13 protein-coding genes are annotated in these 15,019 nt (G+C 67.1%); 11 read left to right on the top strand and 2 right to left on the bottom strand.

The annotated features are described in order from the left end of the window. Positions 1-230 precede the first annotated feature (230 nt). Complete coding sequence (glk, locus tag CYU89_RS11620) at positions 231-1,238, bottom strand: glucokinase (RefSeq protein ID WP_296281193.1); 1,008 nt, start codon at positions 1,236-1,238, stop codon at positions 231-233. Positions 1,239-1,668: 430 nt separating this feature from the next. Between glk and ugpC the strand changes: the two genes are divergently transcribed. Then, positions 1,669-2,751 carry a sn-glycerol-3-phosphate ABC transporter ATP-binding protein UgpC gene (gene ugpC / locus CYU89_RS11615; RefSeq protein ID WP_296281278.1) on the top strand — a complete coding sequence of 361 codons (1,083 nt, stop codon included), beginning with the start codon at positions 1,669-1,671 and terminating at the stop codon, positions 2,749-2,751. Positions 2,752-2,820: 69 nt separating this feature from the next. On the opposite strand, the gene CYU89_RS11610 is transcribed toward ugpC, so the two are convergent. After that, positions 2,821-4,023, bottom strand: a complete 1,203-nt coding sequence (locus CYU89_RS11610) for an amino acid aminotransferase (RefSeq protein ID WP_296281192.1) — start codon at positions 4,021-4,023, stop codon at positions 2,821-2,823. A 275-nt stretch (positions 4,024-4,298) separates the two neighbouring features. On the opposite strand from CYU89_RS11610, the gene smc reads away from it, so the two are divergent. The 10 genes from smc (at position 4,299) to ligA (ending at position 14,834) form a co-directional block, all read left to right on the top strand. Beyond that, positions 4,299-7,802: a chromosome segregation protein SMC gene (gene smc / locus CYU89_RS11605; RefSeq protein WP_296281190.1), complete on the top strand. Its 3,504-nt coding sequence runs from the start codon at positions 4,299-4,301 to the stop codon at positions 7,800-7,802. A gap of 31 nt (positions 7,803-7,833) precedes the next feature. Continuing rightward, on the top strand, positions 7,834-8,568 hold the full coding sequence (zipA, locus tag CYU89_RS11600) for a cell division protein ZipA (protein ID WP_296281188.1): 735 nt from the start codon (positions 7,834-7,836) through the stop codon (positions 8,566-8,568). Positions 8,569-8,675: 107 nt separating this feature from the next. Further along, on the top strand, positions 8,676-9,248 hold the full coding sequence (locus CYU89_RS11595; RefSeq protein WP_296281187.1) for a hypothetical protein: 573 nt from the start codon (positions 8,676-8,678) through the stop codon (positions 9,246-9,248). A 110-nt stretch (positions 9,249-9,358) separates the two neighbouring features. Further along, on the top strand, positions 9,359-9,712 hold the full coding sequence (locus tag CYU89_RS11590; RefSeq protein WP_296281185.1) for a DUF2200 domain-containing protein: 354 nt from the start codon (positions 9,359-9,361) through the stop codon (positions 9,710-9,712). 149 nt (positions 9,713-9,861) lie between these two features. Then, positions 9,862-10,194 carry a low molecular weight protein tyrosine phosphatase family protein gene (locus CYU89_RS11585; protein WP_296281183.1) on the top strand — a complete coding sequence of 111 codons (333 nt, stop codon included), beginning with the start codon at positions 9,862-9,864 and terminating at the stop codon, positions 10,192-10,194. A 40-nt stretch (positions 10,195-10,234) separates the two neighbouring features. Beyond that, positions 10,235-10,525 carry a hypothetical protein gene (locus CYU89_RS11580; RefSeq protein ID WP_296281181.1) on the top strand — a complete coding sequence of 97 codons (291 nt, stop codon included), beginning with the start codon at positions 10,235-10,237 and terminating at the stop codon, positions 10,523-10,525. 98 nt (positions 10,526-10,623) lie between these two features. Next, the gene (locus tag CYU89_RS11575; RefSeq protein WP_296281179.1) at positions 10,624-11,052 is read left to right on the top strand and encodes a hypothetical protein; all 429 of its coding nucleotides are present in this window, start codon (positions 10,624-10,626) and stop codon (positions 11,050-11,052) included. A 41-nt stretch (positions 11,053-11,093) separates the two neighbouring features. Continuing rightward, positions 11,094-11,456 carry a GFA family protein gene (locus CYU89_RS11570; RefSeq protein WP_296281177.1) on the top strand — a complete coding sequence of 121 codons (363 nt, stop codon included), beginning with the start codon at positions 11,094-11,096 and terminating at the stop codon, positions 11,454-11,456. 23 nt (positions 11,457-11,479) lie between these two features. Continuing rightward, positions 11,480-12,022 (top strand): hypothetical protein, encoded by a 543-nt coding sequence (locus CYU89_RS11565; RefSeq protein ID WP_296281176.1) that lies wholly within the window; start codon positions 11,480-11,482, stop codon positions 12,020-12,022. Positions 12,023-12,476: 454 nt separating this feature from the next. Then, a complete protein-coding gene (gene ligA, locus CYU89_RS11560; RefSeq protein WP_296281174.1) occupies positions 12,477-14,834 on the top strand; it encodes an NAD-dependent DNA ligase LigA in 2,358 nt (785 codons plus the stop codon). Positions 14,835-15,019: the final 185 nt, after the last annotated feature.

Below are 15,019 nucleotides of genomic sequence, written 5' to 3'. Positions count from 1 at the left end.
GCGTAGGACTAGGCTGCAGACGGATGCATTCTGCATGGCATGGCGGAAAAGGGCCGTGCGGAGCGGCCTTCCTGCAGCTCCAGCGCGTGGAGGGGAAGGGCGACGAACGACGGCGACGGCATGCTGCTTTCTACCGCCTTTGCCGCAGGCGCGAAAGCGACCAAAGGCAGACCAGTCTGCGTGAGGTCGCGCTGCGCGTGCTGCGTTGCAGCGCGCATCTGCGCAAAACCTCAGGCGTGCGCGGGCGTTTTCGGTCCGAACAGTTCGACCGCATACGCGGCCGCGCCGAGCAGGCCGGGACGCGGATGCATGTTGGCGAGCGTGGGCACGCGTCCCATCGCGGGCGAGAAGCGGCCCTTGTGTTCGAAACGCTGGCGGAAGCCGGAATGCTGCAGCGACGTGAGCAGTTTCGGCACCAGGCCACCGGTGAGGAATACGCCATCCCAGGCGCCGGTGGTCAGCACGAGATCGCCGGCAATCGCGCCGAACACGGCGCAGAACACATCCAGCGTGCGCACGCAGCGCGGATCGCCTGCAGCGGCGCGCGCGGTGACGTCCTTCGGCTCCAGCGGACCTCCCGGATCCTCGCCTGCGATTTCGCTGAGTGCGCGATACAGGTTCACCAGGCCAGGGCCGCAGATCAGGCGCTCGTTGGACACGCGGCCGAACTGTGCCGAGAGGATGTCGAGAATGCGGATTTCTTCCGGCGTACCGGGCGGGAAGCTGACGTGGCCGCCTTCGGTTTCCAGCGGATAGGCGCGTCCGTCGCGGATCACCAATGCGGCGACGCCCAGGCCCGTGCCCGGGCCGATCACGGCGTACGTGCGCGGCACCGACAGCGGCGCGGGCGCCCAGCGCGCGCCCCCGATGGCGACCACGTCGCGCGGCGTGAGCAGCGACACAGCCATCGCCTGCGCGGCGAAATCGTTGACCAGTTTCAGGCCCTGGAAGCCCAGCGCCTGGCGCGTGCGGTTCACCGAGATGACCCACGGATGATTGGTGATGCGTGCTTCATCGCCGTCGACCCGTCCGGCGACCGCAAACACGCCGTTCTGGGCGGTGGCGCCGGTCTCGTCCAGGTAATGCTGGGCGGCGTCGGCGAGCGAGGGAAAATCGGCGACGACGAATTCACGCACGCTGTCATCGATGAGCGGCACGGACGCCGACGTATCGGCCAGCGCGAAGCGCGCATTGGTGCCGCCGATATCGGCGAGAAGGACACGATCGGCGCTGCTCATGCGGCCAACATCCTGTTCGAGGCGGGGTGGCTTCCAAAACGGGTCCGCTGCATTCGCCTGGTCGATCCTGTGCTGCCGTGGGAGGGCCACGCTGTGTGGGCGGCGAATGATAGCGCGCACCCGCATCGTGGGAAGACGGCGGCGAACCTGTCCGCGCGATGCGTATACGTATGCGCGGTACCGGCATGCGCGTGCGCGGCGGGACGCGTGCAGGGGCGAGGGGAATGCAGGGTCGGCGGCACGTGAGGTGAAGACTCCAGGTTCTTCGCGGCGATGCCGCTTGCGCCGTGAAAACGGTTACATGGCAGAATAGCGCACCTTCCCCGCCCACGGAACGGGAAGCCGAGCGCATCGCCTGTGAAGGCATGCCTGCACCCGGGAGGGCCGGGACGCAGCGAACCAGCACGGGCGCCGCCCGACCGGAGCAATGATGGCCAGTGTCCAACTCGACCGCGTGCGCAAGGTGTACGACAACGGCCAGGTGGCCGTGCACGGGGCCAGTTTCGAGATCGCCGACGGCGAACTCATGGTGCTGGTCGGTCCCTCGGGCTGCGGCAAGTCCACGCTGTTGCGCATGATCGCCGGCCTGGAAGAGATTTCGGACGGCACCCTGTCGATCGGCGGCCGCCGCGTCAACGACGTGGCGCCGAAGGACCGCGATATCGCGATGGTCTTCCAGAGCTACGCGCTGTACCCGCACATGACGGTGGCCGAGAACCTCGCCTTCGGGTTGAAGCTACGCGGCACGCCACGCGCCGAGATCGAACGCCGCGTGCACGATGCCGCGCAGACCCTGGGCATGACCCACATGCTGGGCAAGCTGCCGCGTGAAATGTCGGGCGGCCAGCGGCAACGCGTGGCGCTGGGGCGCGCGCTGGTGCGCGAGCCCTCGGTGTTCCTGCTCGACGAACCCCTGTCGAACCTCGATGCCAAGCTGCGCCATTCCGTGCGTACCGAAATCGGCCGCCTGCACCGGCAGCTCGGCGCGACGATGATCTACGTCACCCATGACCAGGTGGAAGCCATGACGCTGGGCCAGCGCATCGTGGTGCTGAAGGATGGCGAGATCCAGCAGATCGACACGCCGATGGCGCTTTATGAGAAGCCGGCCAACCTGTTCGTCGCCGGCTTCCTCGGTAGCCCGGCGATGAACGTACTGCATGGCACGCTGCAGCAGGAAGATGGTTTGCAGCTGGCGCTGGACGGCGGTGGCCAGATTTCCCTGGGCCATGCGGCCGTCGCCGGTGCCTGGATCGGACGGCGCATCGCGCTCGGCATCCGCCCTGAGCACCTGCAGCCGGCGGGTATCGGCAAGCCCGCGTTCGAGGCCCATGTCGATCTGATCGAGCCGGTGGGTAACGAAGTGTTCGTCAACCTTCGCTTCGTCGGCCAGCCACTGGTGGCGCGCATGCCGCCGCAGGTGTTGCCGGAGCCGGGGCAGGGCCTGCGGGTCACGGTCGAGAACGCGCCGCTGCACTGCTTCGATCCGGACAGCGGCCTGCGCTTGGGCTGAGGTCGTCCACCGCAGCAAGGAAAAAAGGAGGCCATGGCCTCCTTTTTCCGTGCCCGCCGACGGTATCGGTCAGCCGCGGCTGACCGTGCGCACCGCTTCCGCCACGTATGCCAGGTTCTGCTGGTTCAGCGCGGCCACGCAGATGCGTCCGGTACCGACCGCATAGATGCCGAACTCGTCGCGCAGCCGGTCCACCTGGGCCTTGCTCAGGCCGGAGTAGGAAAACATGCCGGCCTGCTGCTGGATGAAGGCGAACTCCGGCGCGCCGAGGGCGGCCAGCTTGTCCACCAGACCGGCACGCAGCGCGTGGATGCGCTCGCGCATGCCGCCCAGCTCGCTTTCCCACAGCGCGCGCAGTTCGCTGCTCGCGAGTACGCCCGCGACAAGCGCCGCGCCATGCGTCGACGGGCTCGAATAAATGGTGCGGATGATGCGCTTGACCTGCGACTGCACGGCCTTGGTCGCATGGGCGTCCGGGCCGACCACCGAGAGTGCGCCGACGCGCTCGCCGTACAGCGAAAACGACTTGGAGTACGAGTTTGCGACGATGAAGCTGTCGATGCCGGCCTCGGCGACGATGCGCACGGCTGCGCCATCCTCGGCGATGCCCTTGTCGAAGCCCTGGTAGGCCATGTCGATGAAGGGGAACAGTCCGCGGTCCTTCATCAGCGCCGCGACCTGGGTCCATTGAGCGACCGTCAGGTCGGCGCCGGTGGGGTTGTGGCAGCAGGCATGCAGCAGCACGACGGTACCGGGCTCCAGCTTGCCCAGGTCGGCGAGCATGCCGGCAAAGTCCAGCCCATGCGTGGCGGCGTCGAAGTAGGTGTAGTCGACGATGTCGAAACCCGCCGCGCCGAACACCGCGCGATGGTTTTCCCAGCTCGGGTTGCTGATCGCGATGGTCGCGTGCGGCAGCAGCTTCTTCAGCAGGTCCGCACCCACGCGCAGCGCACCGCTGCCGCCCACGGTCTGGGTCGTGGCGACGCGGCCGGCAGCGACCAGGCCGGAGTCCTTGCCGAACACCAGTTCGCGGGTGGCGGCGTCATAGGCGGCCAGGCCGTCGATCGGCAGGTAGCCGCGCGGTTTGCCCTCGGCGGCCAGCGCCTGCTCCACCTGGCGGACGCAGTCGAGCAGGGGAATGCGCCCCTGTTCGTCGTAATAGATGCCGACGCCGAGATTGACTTTCTGGGTGCGGGGATCGGCGTTGTACGCCTCGGTCAACCCCAGGATGGGATCGCCGGGTACGAGTTCTACGGATGCAAAAAGAGACACGGAGTGGGGACCGTTGGTGGATGAGGGAGGGGGGTGAAGCCGCCCGCGATCCTAACAGGCGGGCGCTTGCGCCGTACGCGGACGGCGCAGGGGCGTACGGGCCTGGCAGGCCCGGGCATACGGTGGCGGGGGCGGCTATACTCATCCGTTGGCGTGCCAGCAGGCAGGCCGGATTGCCGTGGAATCAAGACCTTGGCAGTCGAAGCTGATCCCATTTCATACTTGCGGCAGCGCGTCGGACCGGTCCGGTCGCGGTGCCCGGAAGACACCGCCGCATGCGCCTTTCCACCATCAAGCTGTCCGGTTTCAAGTCGTTCGTCGATCCCACCGTGCTCCACCTGCCGACCAACATGACCGGCGTGGTCGGCCCGAACGGGTGCGGCAAGTCGAACATCATCGACGCCGTGCGCTGGGTCATGGGCGAGAGTTCCGCCAGCCGCCTGCGCGGTGACTCGCTGACCGACGTCATCTTCTCCGGATCGGCGGCGCGCAAGCCGGTGTCGCAGGCTTCGGTCGAACTGATCTTCGACAACAGCGACCACACCATCAGCGGCGAGTTCGCCGCGTTCAACGAGATCTCGGTCCGGCGCCTGGTCAGCCGTGACGGTCAGAGCAACTATTACCTCAACGGCACCAAGTGCCGTCGCCGCGACATCACCGACCTGTTCCTCGGCACCGGCCTGGGACCGCGCAGCTACTCGATCATCGAGCAGGGCATGATCAGCCAGATCATCGAGGCCCGCCCGGAAGACCTGCGCGTGTACCTGGAAGAAGCCGCCGGCATCTCCAAGTACAAGGAACGCCGCAAGGAAACCGAGACCCGCATCCGCCACACCCGCGAAAACCTGGACCGCCTCAACGACCTGCGCGAGGAGATCGGCAAGCAGCTCGAGCACCTCAAGCGGCAGGCCAAGCAGGCCGAGCAGTACAAGGCGCTGCAGGAAGAGCGCCGGGTCAAGGACGCCGAGTGGAAGGCGCTGGAATACCGCGGCCTGGACGGCAAGCTGCAGGGCCTGCGCGAGGCGTTGTCCCAGGAAGAGACGAAACTGCAGCAGCTGATCGCCGAGCAGCGCGAAGCCGAACGCCTGCTGGAAACCGACCGCGTGCGCCGCGAGGAGGCTGCCGACGGCCTCAACAAGGCGCAGGGCGAGGTCTACCAGGTCGGCAGCACGCTGGCCCGCGTCGAACAGCAGATCCAGCACCAGCGCGAACTCGCCGACCGCCTGAAGCGGGCCCGCGACGAGGCCCACAACGCGCTGCAGGAACTCGGCCAGCACATCAGCGGCGACCAGACCCGCCTCGACGTGTTGCGTGAATCGGTCGCCGATGCCGAACCGCAGCTCGAGCAGCTGCGCGAGGAGGACGTGTTCAGGCAGGATGCGCTGCGCGAGGCCGAAGCCCGGCTGGCCGACTGGCAGCAGCGTTGGGAAACCCACAGCCGCGACTCCGCCGAGGCCTCCCGGGCCGGCGACGTGGAGCGCACGCGCGTCGATTATCTCGACCGGCAGTCGCTGGAAGCCGAACGCCGTCGCGAAGCGCTGGCCAATGAACGCGCCGGGCTCGACCTCGATGCGCTGGCATCCGCGTTCGAACAGCTGCAGCTGCAGCACGACACGCAGAAGGAGTCGCTGGAGTCGCTGACCGAGCAGGTCGAGGCGCGCAAGCAGGGCGCGGCCGACGTGCAGGAACAGCAGCGCGCCACTCAGGCCGAACTCTCGGACGTGCGCAAGCGCGCGCAGGAAGCCCGCGGTCGACTGTCCTCGCTGGAAACCCTGCAGCACGCTGCGCTGGGCCAGGAACAGGGCGCCGCGATGAGCTGGCTGAAGGCACGCGGCCTGGACAATGCCTCGCGCGTCGGTGAGAAGCTGACTGTCGAGCCCGGTTGGGAGAACGCCGTCGAAGGCGCGCTCGGCCAGCTGATCGAAGGCGTGCTGGTCGATGCACCGGAAGCGCTGGTCGATGCCTTGGGCGAACTCGGCGATGGCCGCATCGCGCTGGTGTCGGACGACCGCAGCGACGTTGCCTTCGCGCCGACGTCCCTCGCGGCCAAGGTGCAGGGCCCGGCCGCGATCCGCCGCCTGCTGGCCCGCCTGCACGTGGCCGACGACCTCAATGAAGCCCGCCGTCTGCAGTCTCAGCTGGGCGAGGGCGATTCCGTCATCACGCGCAACGGCGAACGCCTGGGTGTCGGCTGGGTCCGCGTGCTGCGTTCCGGCGCGGCCAAGCAGGGCGCCCTGCTGCGAGAGCGCGACATCCAGTCGCTGCGCGCCGAGATCGAAACCCTGCAGGCACGCGAAGCGGAGCTGGAAGAACGCTTGGCCGGGCTGCGCGATGCGTTGCTCGCCGCCGAACAGCAGCGCGAAGACGCCCAGCGAACGCTATACATGGCGCACCGTGGGGTGTCCGAGCTGGCCGGCCAGCTGCAAAGCCAGCAGGGCAAGGTGGACGCTACGCGCACGCGCCTCGAGCGCATCGATGGCGAGATCGCGCAGTTGGTCGACACGCTCGATACCAGCCGCGAGCAGGCCCGCGAAGCCCGCGCGAAGCTCGAAGACGCCGTGACCCGCATGGGCGACCTCGAATCCGCCCGCCAGGGGCTGGAAAGCGAGCGCCGCCAGCTGGTCGACGCGCGCGATCAGGCCCGCGAGGCCGCGCGCGCCTCGCGCGACGCCGCGCACGCGCTGGCGCTGACGCTGGAGTCGCAACGCACCCAGATCGTGTCGTTGAGCCAGGCACTGGATCGCATGGGCGGCCAGCGTGGCCACCTCGATTCGCGCCTGGAAGAACTCACGCTGCAGCTGAGCGAAGGCGATTCGCCGGTGCAGGAACTGGAAGCGCAGCGCCAGGCGGCGCTGGAGCATCGCGTCACCGCCGATCGCCAGCTTGCCGAGGCCCGCTCCCTGCTGGAAAGCATCGACAACGAACTCCGCAAGTACGAACAGACCCGCCAGCAGCGCGACGAACAGGCTGTGGCGCAGCGCGAGCGCATCTCGCAGCGCAAGCTCGACCAGCAGGCGCTCGCGTTGAAGGCCGAACAGCTGTCCGAAGGCGTGGTCGCCGGTGGTTTCGTGCTCGAGGACGTCATCAACACGCTGCCCGAGGTGGCCGACGTGCGCGAGTGGGAACAGGCCGTCACCCAGATCGATGGCCGCATGCGCCGGCTGGAGCCGGTCAACCTGGCCGCCATCCACGAGTACGGCGAAGCCAGCCAGCGCTCGGAATACCTGGATGCGCAGCACGTCGACCTCACCACCGCGCTGGAGACGCTGGAAGAAGCCATCCGCAAGATCGACCGCGAGACGCGCGGCCGCTTCAAGGACACCTTCGATCGCGTCAACGCGGGCGTGCAGCAGCTGTATCCGCGCCTGTTCGGCGGCGGCCACGCCTATCTGGAACTGACGGGCGAGGATCTGCTCGACACCGGCGTGGCCATCATGGCGCGCCCGCCAGGCAAGCGCGTGTCCAACATCTCGCTGCTGTCCGGTGGCGAAAAGGCAATGACGGCGGTGGCCTTGGTCTTCGCCATCTTCCAGCTGAACCCCGCGCCGTTCTGCCTGCTGGACGAAGTCGACGCACCGCTCGACGAGGCCAACGTCGGCCGCTTCACCAACATGGTGAAGGAGATGAGCGAGAAGGTGCAGTTCCTCTTCGTGTCGCACAACAAGGCGACGATGGAAGCCGCACACCAGCTCAGTGGCGTTACCATGCGGGAACCCGGTGTCAGCCGGCTGGTGTCGGTGGACCTGGAAGAGGCCGCCCGCCTGGCCGGCGCCGCCTGACCCTTCATTCCACCTTGCCGGAGAATCCCCTGTGTCCGACATGGCCATGCTTCGTATCGGAATCATCGTCGCCGGCATCCTGTTGCTGGTCGCGATCTTCCTGTTCGGTCGTCCCAAGAAACCCAGCCAGGGCCGCCGGCTGGATCCCTCCGAACGCGATACCGCGCGCGTCGAGCCCAGCCTTGCCGGCGACGACACGAGCGAGCAGGTGCAGGACTACAGTGGCGAGCGCGTCAGCCAGCCCGAACTCGGCCTGCCCGGCGGCACGCCGGTCGCCGGCGCGGAAAGCGACCTCGGCAAGCGGCCCAACCAGGATTTCGACAAGATCGTCTCGCTGTACGTCGCGGCCAAGGCCGGGCAGGTGCTGCGTGGCGAGGACATCGTGGTCGCCGCCGAGAAGACGGGCCTGACCTTCGGCCACATGAACGTCTTCCACCGGCTGGTGGAAGGCCACCCCGAGCGCGGCCCGGTCTTCAGCATGGCCAACATCATGCAGCCCGGCAGTTTCGACATGGCCACCATCCGCACGCTGGAAACCCCGGCCATCGCGTTCTTCCTCACACTGCCCGCGCCGATGACCGCGCTGGAAGCCTGGGAAAAACTGCTGCCCAACGTCGAGCGCATGGCCGAACTGCTGGGCGGCGTGGTCCTCGACGACAGCCGCAACACCCTCGGCCGCCAGCGCATCCAGCACATCCGGGAAGAACTGCGCGCGTATGACCGGCAGCATGAAGCGCCGCCGCTGACGAAGGCGCCGCGGTGGTGAACCGAGCACCGTAGGGCCGCAGTGGCTGGCCCAGGTCATGGCTGTATCTTCGCTCGGATGGCTTGCAGGGGAGACTGGCGATGACACGCAAACGGATCGCGACATGGATGCTGCTCCTGCTCGGCGTGTCTGCCGTAGCGCTGGCGCTCCCCTTGCTGAAAGCGCGGCCAACCCTGTTGCCGCCACCTCCGACTGAAATCCCGCCGTTCGTACTGACGCCGGCGTTCGCGATGGAATACGACGCGCATGTATTGCGGCTTGCGCTGGATGGCCGCTGCCGGATGGAACGCGAGTTCTTCATCGTCGCGTCGCCACCGCGCGACCGGATGGATGGGCGCCGTGAGCTGGGCCTGCTGGCTTTCCCCAAGGATCTCGGGTGTCCTTCCGTGCGGTTCGAGGATGAGGCGAGGTTCGACGCGAACGTCCACCGTTGCCTGGACAGGATGGCGCGTGAGCAACTGCACTCTCCGCTGCCATGTCTTCAGGAAACCTATCCGGGACTGGCGTCCTGGATGTCGCTTGAGATGCCGCGCTATCGAAGTGATGCGCAGGGCCTGTCCGCCACCGTCGATTTCGGCATCCACTGCGGACCGCTCTGCGGTAGCGGGTGGAGATCGACGCTTCGTCTGAAAAACGGTGTCTGGCGCGTGATCGGCACGGAGCCGACGTGGATATCGTAGACCGTAGGCTGGGTTGGAGCGTAGCGCGAACCCAGCGCACGCGTTGGAATGAGCGAAGCTGGCCTCACCTATAGCGATCTTGTCGACGCCATATTCGTGGAGTGATTTCGATGTCGCACCGCATCTTCACCACCTCCTTCGCCAGCGTGTACCCGCTGTACGTGCAGAAGGCTGAGCGCAAAGGCCGGACGAAAGCCGAGGTGGACGAGGTCATCCGCTGGCTGACCGGCTACGACCAGGCCGGACTCGAGCGGCAGATCGAGGCGAAGAAGGATTTCGAGACCTTTTTCGCCGAAGCCCCGCAGCTCCATCCACATGCCTCGCTCATCAAGGGCGTGGTCTGCGGCGTGCGCGTGGAGGTCGTAGACGATCCGCTGATGCAGAAGATCCGCTACCTCGACAAGCTGGTGGACGAACTGGCAAAGGGGAAGGCGATGGAGAAGATCCTGCGGTCTCCGACATAGAGGAATGCACCGTAGGCTGGGTTGGAGCGCAGCGGAAACCCAGCATCAGGCGCGATGACGGCTCTGCTGGGTTTACGCTGCGCTCCAACCCAGCCTACGGCCGTCGTGCAGCCTTGGCTCGCCGTCATGCCTTCGCCCGCACTCCTTCCATGCCCCGCAACATCCTCTTCATCTGCACCCAGAACCGCCTGCGCAGTCCGACGGCCGAGCAGGTGTTCGCTGATTGGCCGGCCGTGGAGACGGCGTCCGCAGGATTGGGCAACGACGCCGAAGTCCCCGTGTCGCCCGAGCTGCTGGCGTGGGCGGACCTTATCTTCGTGATGGAGCCACCGCATCGCAGCCGCCTGTCCGCGAAGTTCAAGCGCCACCTCAACGGCAAGCGGGTGATCTGCCTGGATATCCCGGACGATTACGCGTACATGGACCCCGCGCTGGTACGCCTGCTCGAGCAGAAGGTATCGCGGTTCCTGCGGGCGGTCTGATCTGCGGTTACGCTGGCGCTCCCGTGCACCAGATTTCGCCATGACCTCGACCTTGGGACCGGAAGTCGCCGCGCTCCACCGCGCCGTCAGCGAAGTACTCCACTACCTGTGGGATCCCATCGGCGTAGCGGGAACAACCGAAGCGCGCGACGAATACGACGGTTACGTGGGTGGCGTCTGTGGGCTGCTGTGGCGCGGAGCGGATGCGGACACGCTGATCGCCCATCTTGTCGGTATCGCAGAGGTGTCGATGGGATTGCCCGGGACACGGGAACGGGCCGCGCGCGCGGCGGAAATCCTTCTGATCTGGCGCGATGTCGTCACGCGGTAGCCTCCCATGACCGCGAGACATGTTCCCATGATCGCGCTGGAGCTCACCGTCCGGGACCCGACTGTACTGCTGCAGCGGGCTCAGTGGAGGACAGTGCGATGAGGTTGTTGGCCTGTGGCCTCGTGATGTTGCTGCAAACCTTTCCTTGGTCGAAGCTGGGAGAGTTTCCGTTGCCGCCGGATGAGCGCGATGCCTACGTGCAGGCACGCCTGCTGCTTGTCGAGCGCGGCCCCGGCTGCGGCATGTTGTTCGTGGGTTCCCGCGCGCTCTACGAAGTGCAGTACGGGCCGCCGGGCCTGCAGGGTGCGCAGCTGGAGGTCGTCGTCGGCTGCATCGAGTTCCCGATGACGGAGTGGAACGGCGTAGGCGACCTCAAGGCTTTCGTCCCGGGAGATGTCCACTACCTGCACATCAGCAAGGACAACCTCCGGGGCATCGAGGTGTACGACAATCCGCGAGGGCGCGCCTGGTTCTTGCTGGCTGCCTCGCGTAAGCCCCTGGTACGGAACGCCTCCATTGGGCAGTGAGGTCCGCCGCGCGTCGGGGTCCGTCTGATACCGTGCGACCCATGTCCACGCGCCCCCTCCAAACCTGCGCCGGCCGCTGCCACTGCGGCGCCGTCCGCTTCGAGATCGACACCGACTTTCCCGAGCTGACGCAGTGCGACTGCTCGATCTGCCGCAAGAAGAACGCGCTGATGGTGAAGGTGCACGAAAGCGCGTTCCGCCTGCTGGCCGGCGCCGACGTGCTCGCCGACTACCAGTTCCACACGCACACCGCGCACCACCATTTCTGCACGATCTGCGGCATCTATCCGTTCCACCGCAAGCGCGTCACCCCGGACTACTACGGCATCAACGTCTATTGCCTGGATGGCTTCGACCCCGCTGGCATCCCGGTTCGGATGACCGTCGGCGCCGGCATGCAGTAGCACGGCACGGATAGACTGCCCCCATGTGCCGCTTCATCACCGCAGTCCTTCCCGCCGCCGCGCCGCATGAGGCGCTGGATGCGTTGGCGCGTACGCACGGTCGCCGGTTTCTCAGGCTGTCGAGTCCCTGGGTGACGCGACAGCTCGCGCCGGGCGAAGCGTACTTCGTGACCACCCTTGGCCATTGCGATTGCGATGAACCGCTCGGCGCGCTCCGCGGGATGCGTGACGTGGGAGAGGGCATGGCCCGCAAGCTGGTACGCAAGGGCTGGAGCGAAAACAAGATCGCACGCGCGATGGCGCAGAGGTCGGAACACGCGATGGCCACGGATGGTGTCCGGCGCCGGCGCGCGGACGATGACCTGACCCGCTGGCTCGCGTTCGTGGATGCCGTCCTTGCCTCCTCGCAGGTCGCCGAACTGGGCCTGCTGCTGCATTTCTACCGTGGCGGCATCGAGGATGAAGAGGTGACGGTCCGCGAGCGTCGCCGGGTCGGCCGCAACGAGGATCGCGCCACGCTGCTGCACGGCATGGAACATGACGTGCTCTACCTGTTCCACGCCTGAGGTCTCACATATCCATCTGAAGATCGTGCTCAGAGCGCCATCGATGGCGCTCTGAGCCCCAGTTGCAAGGCTCTGAACGCCAACGATGGGGCAGGGGCATGCCATCGATGGGTTTCCGAAAGCCATCGATGGCTCTCAAAGACCCATCGATCGCTTTCCGGGTCCCATCGATGGGGCACCCGAGCCCCAGCGATCACATTCCGAAAGCCATCGATCGCTTTCCGGATCCCATCGATCGTTTTCGGAAACCCACCGATGGCTTTCCGAGGGCGATCGATCGGGCAAAACGTGCCATCGATGGAGCGCACAGGCCCCGCGCCTGGAGTTCCGAGCCTTGCAGAGTGGGCTCCCGGCTCCATCTGCTTTCCGCCGGCAGGCGCCCGAGGTCAACCACGGCCCCCAGAGGACCGGCGCTGCGCCGCCTGTCACAGTCGCCGGCATTAGAATTCCCCCCATGACGCCGACCCCCGCTGCCCGCATCGCCGACCTCCGCCGCCAGCTGGAGGACGCCAATTACCGCTACCACGTCCTCGACGAGCCCAGCATCCCGGACGCCGAGTACGACCGCCTGCTGCGCGCGCTGGACGAACTGGAAGCCGCGCACCCCGAACTGGTCACCGCCGACTCGCCCACCCAGCGCGTGGGCAATGCGCCGGCCGGCAAGTTCGCCGAGGTGCGCCACGCCATCCCGATGCTGTCGCTGGGCAACGCCTTCAGCGACGAGGAAGTGCAGGACTTCGTCCGCCGCATCGCCGACAAGCTCAAGCGCCCCGCGTTGCGCTTCTCGGCCGAACCCAAGCTCGACGGCCTGGCCATCAGCCTGCGCTACGAGAACGGCGCCTTCGTGCAGGGCGCGACGCGTGGCGACGGCGCCACCGGCGAGGACGTCACCCTCAACCTGCGCACCATCAAGGCCATTCCGTTGGCGCTGCGTGGCACCGGCTGGCCCGCCGTGCTGGAGGTGCGCGGCGAGGTCTACATGCCGCGCGCGGACTTCGAGAAGTACAACGAACACGCGCGCAAGCACGGCGGCAAGGTGCTGGCCAATCCGCGCAACGGCGCGGCCGGTTCGCTGCGCCAGCTCGACCCGCGCATCACCGCGCAGCGGCCGCTGGCGTTCTTCGCCTACGGCACCGGCTTGGTCGAGGGCGGCGAACTGCCGGATTCGCATTCGGCCACGCTGAAGCAACTGCGTGGCTGGGGCTTCCCGGTCAGCAGCCTCAGCGACGTGGTGGAAGGCGTGGACGGCCTGCTTGGTTACTACCAGCGCATCGGCGAAGCGCGCGACGGTCTGCCGTTCGACATCGACGGCGTGGTCTACAAGCTGGACGATGGGGAAGGGCAGCGCGAGATGGGCTTCGTCTCGCGCGCGCCGCGCTGGGCGATCGCGCACAAGTTCCCGGCGCAGGAACAGATGACGGTGCTGGAATCGATCGAGGTCAACGTCGGCCGCACTGGCGCGGTGACACCGTGGGCGCTGATGCAGCCGGTGCATGTCGGTGGCGTGACCGTCACCCGCGCCACCCTGCACAACGCCGACCAGGTCGCACGCCTGGACGTGCGCAACGGCGACACGGTGATCGTGCGCCGTGCCGGCGATGTGATCCCGGAAGTGGTCGGCGTGGTGCCGGAACGTCGCCCGGCCGGCACCGTGCCGTGGCAGATGCCCACCCAGTGCCCGGTGTGTGGTTCGGAGATCGTCCGCGAGGAAGGCGAAGCGGTATGGCGCTGCAGCGGCGAGCTGACCTGCCCGGCGCAGCGCAAGGAATCGATCATCCATTTCGCCTCGCGCCGTGCGATGGACATCGAGGGCCTGGGCGAGCGCTTCGTCGAGGACCTCAGCGACCTCGACTTCGTGCAGAACGTGGCCGATCTCTACAAGCTGACCGTCGACGACCTGCTCGAGATGAAACGCCGCGTGGATGAGCGCGACGGCACCACCCCGCTCGCACTTACTAAGAGCGGGGTCAAGGCCGGCAAGGTGGCGACGAAGTGGGCCGAAAACCTGATCGAGGCCATCGACCGCAGCCGACAGACCACGCTGGAGCGTTTCCTGTTCGGGCTGGGCATTCAGCACGTGGGCGAAAGCACGGCCAAGGCGCTGGCGCAGTGGTTCGGCGACCTGCAGCTGATCCGCCGCCTGCCGTGGCCGTTGTTCAAGCGCGTGCCGGACATAGGCGGTGAAGTGGCGCGTTCGCTGGGCCACTTCCTCGACCAGCCCGGCAACCAGCAGGCCATCGATGACCTGCTGGCGCGTGGCGTCGTCATCGGCGATACGCATCCGCCGTCGGGCAAGCTGCGCGCGACGCTGGACCTGGCGACGCTGCTGGTTGACCTGGAGATTCCCAAGGTCACCCGCGTGCGCGCCGAACAACTGGCCTCCGCGTTCCCGTCGGTGCAGGCGCTGCTGGATGCACCGGTACACAACTTCGTCACCGCCGGCCTGCCCAGCGATTCGGCCAACGCCTTCGCCGCCTGGCTGGAGGACGAGGCCAACGCGCAGTTGCTGTCGCGCAGCGGCGCGGCGCTGGACGACCTGTTGCAGCTGACGCCCGAGGAGATCGCCTCCGCCACAGGTCCGCTCGACGGGAAGACCGTCGTGCTCACCGGTGGCCTCGCGGCGATGAGCCGCGACGAAGCCGGCGAGAAGCTCGAAGCCCTCGGTGCCAAGGTCGCCGGCAGCGTGTCGAAGAAAACCCATCTGGTCGTCGCGGGCGAAGCCGCCGGCTCCAAGCTGGCCAAGGCGCAGGAGCTGGGCATCGAGATCTGGGACGAGGCGCAGTTGCTGGCGTTTCTGGAGAAGCATGCATGAGTAGCCGCATGCTTTTCTGTGGGAGCGACGTGAGTCGCGACCGGAAGCATTCCGCGCTCGCGCAGCGTGTACGACACGCATCTATCGAAGGTCGCATACGCTGTTGGCGTGCGGTCGCGACTTACGTCGCTCCTACAGTGGGCGTGCGATGAGCTGGCAACCGTCCGCTTCGATGGAGGCGCTGC

The sequence above is a fragment of the Pseudoxanthomonas sp. genome (assembly GCF_002863005.1).
Classification (GTDB): Bacteria; Pseudomonadota; Gammaproteobacteria; order Xanthomonadales; family Xanthomonadaceae; genus Pseudoxanthomonas_A.
The sequence above is the reverse complement of the archived record's forward strand: the minus strand, read 5'-3'. Positions and strand labels throughout refer to the sequence as shown.